Origin of the sequence: Paracoccus sediminis, from assembly GCF_900188295.1 — a bacterium.
GTDB classification, from domain to species: domain Bacteria; phylum Pseudomonadota; class Alphaproteobacteria; order Rhodobacterales; family Rhodobacteraceae; genus Paracoccus; species Paracoccus sediminis.
This window is the reverse complement of sequence record NZ_FZNM01000026.1, coordinates 1-6,373: the sequence shown is the minus strand read 5'-3', so window position 1 is coordinate 6,373 and position 6,373 is coordinate 1. Positions and strand designations below refer to the sequence as shown.

Annotated in this window: 8 protein-coding genes and 1 pseudogene; 5 read left to right on the top strand and 4 right to left on the bottom strand. The window is 59.3% G+C overall.

What is annotated here, in order from left to right:
* Window positions 1-208: pseudogene (locus CHB77_RS18545) on the top strand (hypothetical protein); the annotation flags it as partial.
* Window positions 209-381: 173 nt separating this feature from the next.
* On the opposite strand, the gene CHB77_RS17615 reads toward CHB77_RS18545, so the two are convergent.
* The gene (locus tag CHB77_RS17615) at window positions 382-1,143 is read right to left on the bottom strand and encodes a hypothetical protein (protein WP_089389436.1); all 762 of its coding nucleotides are present in this window, start codon (window positions 1,141-1,143) and stop codon (window positions 382-384) included.
* A gap of 633 nt (window positions 1,144-1,776) precedes the next feature.
* On the bottom strand, window positions 1,777-3,012 hold the full coding sequence (gene mobQ / locus CHB77_RS18540; protein WP_242626693.1) for a MobQ family relaxase: 1,236 nt from the start codon (window positions 3,010-3,012) through the stop codon (window positions 1,777-1,779).
* A 153-nt stretch (window positions 3,013-3,165) separates the two neighbouring features.
* Between mobQ and CHB77_RS17605 the strand changes: the two genes are divergently transcribed.
* The gene (locus CHB77_RS17605) at window positions 3,166-3,432 is read left to right on the top strand and encodes a hypothetical protein (protein WP_089389435.1); all 267 of its coding nucleotides are present in this window, start codon (window positions 3,166-3,168) and stop codon (window positions 3,430-3,432) included.
* On the top strand, window positions 3,429-3,983 hold the full coding sequence (locus CHB77_RS17600) for a hypothetical protein (protein WP_089389434.1): 555 nt from the start codon (window positions 3,429-3,431) through the stop codon (window positions 3,981-3,983). The genes CHB77_RS17605 and CHB77_RS17600 overlap by 4 nt, the downstream gene beginning before the upstream one ends.
* A gap of 24 nt (window positions 3,984-4,007) precedes the next feature.
* Here the strand turns inward: CHB77_RS17600 and CHB77_RS17595 are convergent, their stop codons facing one another.
* Entirely contained in the window at window positions 4,008-4,271 is a 264-nt protein-coding gene (locus CHB77_RS17595) for a BrnA antitoxin family protein (RefSeq protein ID WP_089389433.1), read from the bottom strand.
* Entirely contained in the window at window positions 4,255-4,539 is a 285-nt protein-coding gene (locus CHB77_RS17590; RefSeq protein WP_089389432.1) for a BrnT family toxin, read from the bottom strand. The genes CHB77_RS17595 and CHB77_RS17590 overlap by 17 nt, the downstream gene beginning before the upstream one ends.
* Before the next feature lie 469 nt (window positions 4,540-5,008).
* Here CHB77_RS17590 and CHB77_RS17585 point away from each other — a divergent pair, with 469 nt between their 5' ends.
* Window positions 5,009-6,019 carry a replication initiator protein A gene (locus CHB77_RS17585; RefSeq protein ID WP_089389431.1) on the top strand — a complete coding sequence of 337 codons (1,011 nt, stop codon included), beginning with the start codon at window positions 5,009-5,011 and terminating at the stop codon, window positions 6,017-6,019.
* A 74-nt stretch (window positions 6,020-6,093) separates the two neighbouring features.
* Window positions 6,094-6,373: hypothetical protein (locus CHB77_RS17580; protein WP_217896914.1), on the top strand; the 280-nt coding region annotated here is incomplete at its 3' end.

The window sequence follows — 6,373 nt, the reverse complement described above, 5'->3', positions numbered from 1 at the left end:
CCCCCCCCAAGTAAACACCACAAATGATGGCCTCGTCAGGGAGTTGCAGGCACGTCTTGAAGCCGCGCATGAGCGGTTGGCCGACAAGGAAATGGTGATCGCAGACCTTCGAGAGGATCGAGACAAGTGGCGTCAACAGGCAACCGCCTTGGTGGCCGATCAGAGACCAAAACCGGGACTATGGTCGCGGCTGATCGGAAAGGACTAGCGACAAAGCTGCCACTTCACCTCTCTAAGTCGGATAGCTGGTCAAACTATCGGAAAAGTTGCGCTTGTGGTTCCGAGATGATCACATCGCCCGGCCCAGCAGTCGCTGTATCAGGCAATAGAGAAAAGATCAGCCCGGTGGTTAGCGCGAGAGTTAGCAACACGGCCTTCATGTCAGATCTCCTTGATCGGGTTGGGGTTGGGGTTGGGGTTAAGAGAATTACTTTCAAAACGTTGCAGTACAGGCACGAAGACATTTTTGTGAAAAAGGATCGACACCTCACCGATATCGACGGCGGTGTGCCCACTGCTATCTCGATCGACAGACCACAGCCCAAGGCCTGCCATGACGATTAGTCGTTTATTACGGATCTTGGTCGGGCTGGTGCCTTTTCCCAGAAAATGGTTCCTGAGCCTAGTCAGGTCCAGACAGCGGTTCTGTTTCTTATCCTTAAGAAACAGACCCATCCATTCCTCGTGAAGCGCCTTCATCTCGAAGGAACTGGCATCGTCGAAGAGCTGGTAGGTATCTTCGTGTAGAAGGCCGGTATCTTTGTGGGCCATGAGGTTGAGCAGGCGCCGCTGGCCGTGAGCGTAGAGGTGATTCCGAATAGCGGCTCTACGGAGATCAAGGCGGGCGAAATCATCTGTATAGTCCATCTTGGAAAGATCAAACCAAGGTCCTTTAGCACTGATGGGATCACCGTATTGATCGGTGGATTCTTTATTCGCGATCAGCCAGTCGTGAACCTTCGTGGTAAGGCTTTTAATCTGTTCCTGCACATCAGCGCACGCATACCAGTCCTTGGCCTTTTTTACGAAAGTTTTGGCCTCTTCGCTGGTGGAGACTGAAAACTGGCCCTTGCCCCAGTTTTTCATATGAAAGTCAGTAGCCACCTGCGTCCTCAGCTTTCCCGCGTTTTGCATGTCATTCATGCGCGTCCCTCTTCAGCATACATCATGCACCATGAAGCGTGAGGAATAGAAGAAATTTAGGAGGCCGCGCCCATCTTGCCAATGGCCATACAGCCCCTGCCCAAAAGGTAGGTCCTAATAGGAACGCTACAAAAAATCCTATCCCGAAGGCCGTGGCATGGGCCTGCCAATCCTTCAACATGCAGCCATGAGGATAGGCAATCCAGCCCCCCTCGACATGGAGGTCTCAATGCTTTCGATCGGATATGTCGGCGTCGCGATGGTCGTTATCGGCGTCGTTATGCTCTCGCAGATGTAAGTGACTCGTATTCACTGATCTTTCTCCATAGCAGAGGAAAAAACCATGTTCGCAGCCGCAATCGTCGTCGGAATACTTCTGTATTCCCAGATGGCATATTGAGTGTAGGAAAGGAAATTCTCATGATCTATATCGTCATCGCCTGTGCAATCCTTTGCGCACGCAACGTGTATTAAAAATACCGACCACTCACCTGCGAGCCGCTCAGTGTTTATTTATCCACTGGCGGCTCACCTTTCCTCCGCCATTTAGTTGCAATGGAAAAGTCGCTATGCTCCATATTATCTTTATCCTGAAACACCTTGGAGAGGTGATTATCTAAAGGGATCGCCACACTACATGCCGTGATCCATGCCCCTGTCGCGGTGACGGGCGCGGCTTTCCTGTTCGCGCACCCGCTCTTGCTCCTTCAGGCGCTCGACCTCCTGCACCCGCTGGCGTTCCTCCGCCTCCCGGCTTTCCTGCAACCGCGCAGCGGCCTCGGCCAGCGTCCCCCGGTCGATCCCCTGCGCGGCCTCCCGTAGCCGTTCGGCCAGGCTGCGGGCGGATTCCGGCTCCGGGGTTTGACCAGGTGCAGCCACTGTATCGGACGCGGTGCGGCTCTGGCGGGCTTCCCATGCCTCGCGCAACCGCGCGGCCAGGTCCTGCCTCCCCTCCCGGCCATCCCGATCCGCAGCGCCGGCATAGGCCAGACCCTGCGCCGGCGGCCCGAGGCGATCCACCGCCCGCCCGATCCAGTCCCGCACCTGACCGGCCAGAACCTCCGCCACACGTGCAACCTCGGCCGACTGCGCCTTGACCTCGCGCCACACCCGGACGGCCGCGACCTCGATGCCGCGTTCCTTCATCTGCCACGCCCCGGCAGAGAGTTGTGGCAGCGGTTCCCGGTCCAGTTCCACCGACCGCACCGTCTGACGCAGCGCCTCGGCCTCGTCGCCGCGATCATGCGCCGCGGTGGCCCGCTCCTGCGCCTCGATCCGCTGCGCCTCTAGCGTCCGGTGATCGATCCGCTCAGCATGGCCGCATCGCTCAAGGGCGCGGTTGCTGTCCCGCGCCCATGCCTCACGCCATCCTTCCAGCACCTCGACCGCGTTCCAGTCCCGGTTCTTGGTGGTGAACCCCTCGGGGCCGATCTCGCGGGTGGTCAGCAAGATATGGGCATGGTGGTTGCGATCATCGCCTTCGCGCCCCGGCGCATGAAGCGCGATGTCGGCCACCATGCCACGGGCCACAAACTCGCGCTGGCAGAACTCGCGCACCAGCTCGACGCGCTGTCCGTGGTCCAGCTCGGCGGGCAGGGCCACCCGGATTTCGCGGGCAACCTGCGAATTCTTCCGGGTCTCTGCTGCCTCAACCGCGTTCCACAGCGCCGCCCGGTCCTGCACCCATGCGGGCGCGTTGGCAGGGGCGAGGGTTTCGACGTGATCGACGCCGCCGCGCGCACGGTAATCGAAGGTCAGCCCGGTGCGGTGATCCTCGATCCGTTCGCCCACGCGGTAGGCCGCTGCCGCCGTGGCGCTGCGGCCAGCAGAGCGGGAAATCATCGTAGCCCGAAGGTGGTAGATCGCCATTTCCGCGCTGCACTTCGCTAAGGGTTCAAGGGAAACGCAGGGTTCCCTTGCCCACACAAACGCGCAGCGTTTGTATAAGTGGGCACTTCGTGTTTGACACGCTATCCACTACGCGGCACAAATTCAACGGTTGCAACGAGGAAGGGCGGAAGAATGGCGCGCACCATCGACCAGCAGATTGCAGATGCGCAAGCGAAGCTGGCGCGGCTCAAAACACGTCAGAAAGCCAGCGACACCCGCCGAAAGATCATCGTCGGCGCCATCGTCACCACCGAGGCCCTGAAAGACCCTAAGAGTTCCAAATGGCTGGCCTCCACCCTGCGCAAGAACGCAACCCGGGACGTGGACCAGAAGGAAATCGCCGGACTTCTGGCCGACCTCGATGCCAAGGCGCAAAGCGCCGGGGCGGGTGAAGTATGAGCGGCGTCAAAGACCCCTTCGAGATTCTGGCCGATGAAATCACCCTGATCCGTCGCCAAATGGATCACCTGCAACGCACCAGCCTCGACAAGGACGAGGCTGAAGCCTTCAACGCAACCATCGCCAAATTCATCGCCCAGCTTGGCAAGACTGCCCCGGCCATGCAGGAGACCATGCGCCGCGATCTGGCCTATGTCGGACATGATGTGCGCAAACACGCCGTAGAGGCTGCGCAGGGGGCCGCCAGAGAGGCTATCGAGAAGTCCCATGCCGAGAGCATCAGGGCTGCGCAAAGCCTCTCACAGGCCGCTGGAGAAGCCCGCAGGCAGGCATGGCGCTACTTCGGCGGGTTCTGGGTATGGTTGGCCTCGATCGGAGCCGCTGGGGCGCTTCTGGGCGCGCTGCTGGTGTTCTGGCTGCAAGGCCGCGCCGATGCCCGAGAGTTCGGCCAGTATCCAAGCGTCTACTGCAAAGCGGCAGGCGGGCAGATCGCCACAAACCCGGAAGGCCGCAGGTTCTGCGGCGTCTGGATCGACCCGCCACCGCAATAGGCCGGGGCGTAACCTTCGCCCGGATTATCGGTGACGAGCCACGTCCGTTTCCAGCAGCATCCGCACATAGCGGGTGTAGGGGATGCCACTGGCCTTGGCCTTGGCCTTCACCGCGTCCAGCAGCGAGGCGGGCAGGCGCATGTTCAGTGAGGCCGCTTTCGGCTCGATCTCGAACCGCATCGGCTTGAAGCCTGACAGGTCGTATTCGGTCAGGTCTGCCGTCTCCACGAACGCTTCCGCCTCGGCATCGCTGCGGAGCGGCGGCAGGGGCTTACGATGTGCCTTCATAATGCGCGATCTCCTTTTCTTGCATGTAGCGGGCGCTGATGGGCCGCAGCTTCGTCTGGCCGTCGATCTCTCGCAGCATGAACACCACGAACACATAGCGACCGGCAGCGGATTTCCCGATAGCGCGCATCCGCGCTTCCTTTGGGAATGGGTCAGCCAGGACAGCAGGTGTCCCGGTGAAAACCTCCTCGATCTCGGCGCGGGAAACACCATGCTTGCCGCACTTCGGCCAGTTCCCATCGTCCCAGTCGAAACCCGCAATCTTCATTGGCTCTTGCATCTACATCTGTCTATACAAACGTAATGTAATGCTTTCGTCTACCTTTTGGAAGGGCTGGCCGCGCTCACCCGCTGCCTTGCTTTTTTTAAGCAAAATCCAGACCTCAACATTGGCAGCGCCGGAGGCGCATGGGTGCAAATGGAGTGCCACGGCTCCACCGAGCCAGCGGTCGCGCTTACCGCGACCGCAAGCGGCGCAGGGCGCTTGCGCCCGATGCGCGCCGCACCGTTTTTCCTAGTGTTATTAGTGTTACCTTACGGAGTAAGTTACGGGCGCGAAAATTGCCCGTAACCGACTGACTACATAGCAGGAAACTATCCACAGGGTTCCGAAAGGGTCAAACTTTGGTTCCGAAAGGGTCAAACTTTGGTTCCGAAAGGGTCAAACACCCTTCCCTCCGTTTTCCGTTCCTGATAGGTCAAACAAAACAGTTCCTGATAGGTCAAACTTCCGCCCCATGAGCCTGCTTCCAGATCGCCACCCGAACCTTGATTTCTTCGTGCTCGACATCGCGGACGCAGTTCCGAAAGACGACATGGCGTCTATGGAACATCCGCTGTTCTCGCTGGCGACAAAGCCCGACATGCGGCACCTCGAATACCGGAACGGCGACAACATGCTGAAAATCCGTCCTTCCGGCCTTGGCCTGCCGACGATCTTCGACAAGGACATCCTCATCTTCACCATCAGCCAGTTGATGGCCCGGAAGAACCGTGGCGAACCGATTGGCGACACGGTGCGTTTCTCGGCCCGCGAACTGTCGGTTGCCACGAACCGGCCCATCGGCGGGAATCACTACAAGCGCCTTGAGGACGCCTTTGCCCGCCTGCAAGGGGCGCAGTTCGTGACGAACATCAAATCCGGTGGGAAGGTCGAAACCCGGATTTTCTCCCTGATTGACGAGGGCGGATTCGTCCGCACCGACGATGAGCGATTTCGCCTCGACTACTGCGAGGTGAAGCTGTCGCGCTGGCTGATGCGAGCGATAGAAACCGACCAGGTGGTGACAATCTCCCACGACTATTTCCGCCTGCGCAGGCCGCTGGAACGCCGCCTGTATGAGATTGCGCGAAAGCACTGCGGCACCGCCCCAAAGTGGCAAATCGGGCTGGCAAACCTCCAGAACAAAACCGGCAGTAACGCCCCAGCCAAACGCTTCCGCCATAACCTGCGCGAGATCATCAAAGCAGATGTGACGCCCTTCTATCGTTTCGAGATTGACGAGAACGACCTTGTGACCGTGCGCCCCCGTTCGGTGCAGGTCGAACTATCCCCGTCCATCACCATCCCCGAATGGGCAGAGGAACAGGCGCGCGCCCATGCCAGAACGCTCGGCTGGGACTACTACGCCCTGCGGGCGGACTGGTTGACCTTCGCACAAGAGGAAACCGTGAAGGGCAACCCCCCGAAGAACCCCGGCGCGGCCTTCGTAGCCTATTGCAAGAAGCAGGACAGCCTTCGGACCTAGGCCCCTAGCCAAGGGGCTGGACGTGAACAGGTAAACAGTTCACCATCGCGGCAACCTGAACGACAGGAAACCCCATGCCATACACCCTTGGCGAAGCTGCGAAGGCCACCAGAAAATCGAAGGCCACCATCTCAAAAGCCATAAAAAGTGGAAAAATATCTGCCATTAAGGACGATACCGGGGCCTTTCAGATCGACCCTTCGGAGTTGCACAGGGTTTACCCCATAACCGTTTCCGATGAACGAGATGAAACTCCTGGCCCCCCCCAAGTAAACACCACAAATGATGGCCTCGTCAGGGAGTTGCAGGCACGTCTTGAAGCCGCGCATGAGCGGTTGGCCGACAAGGAAATGG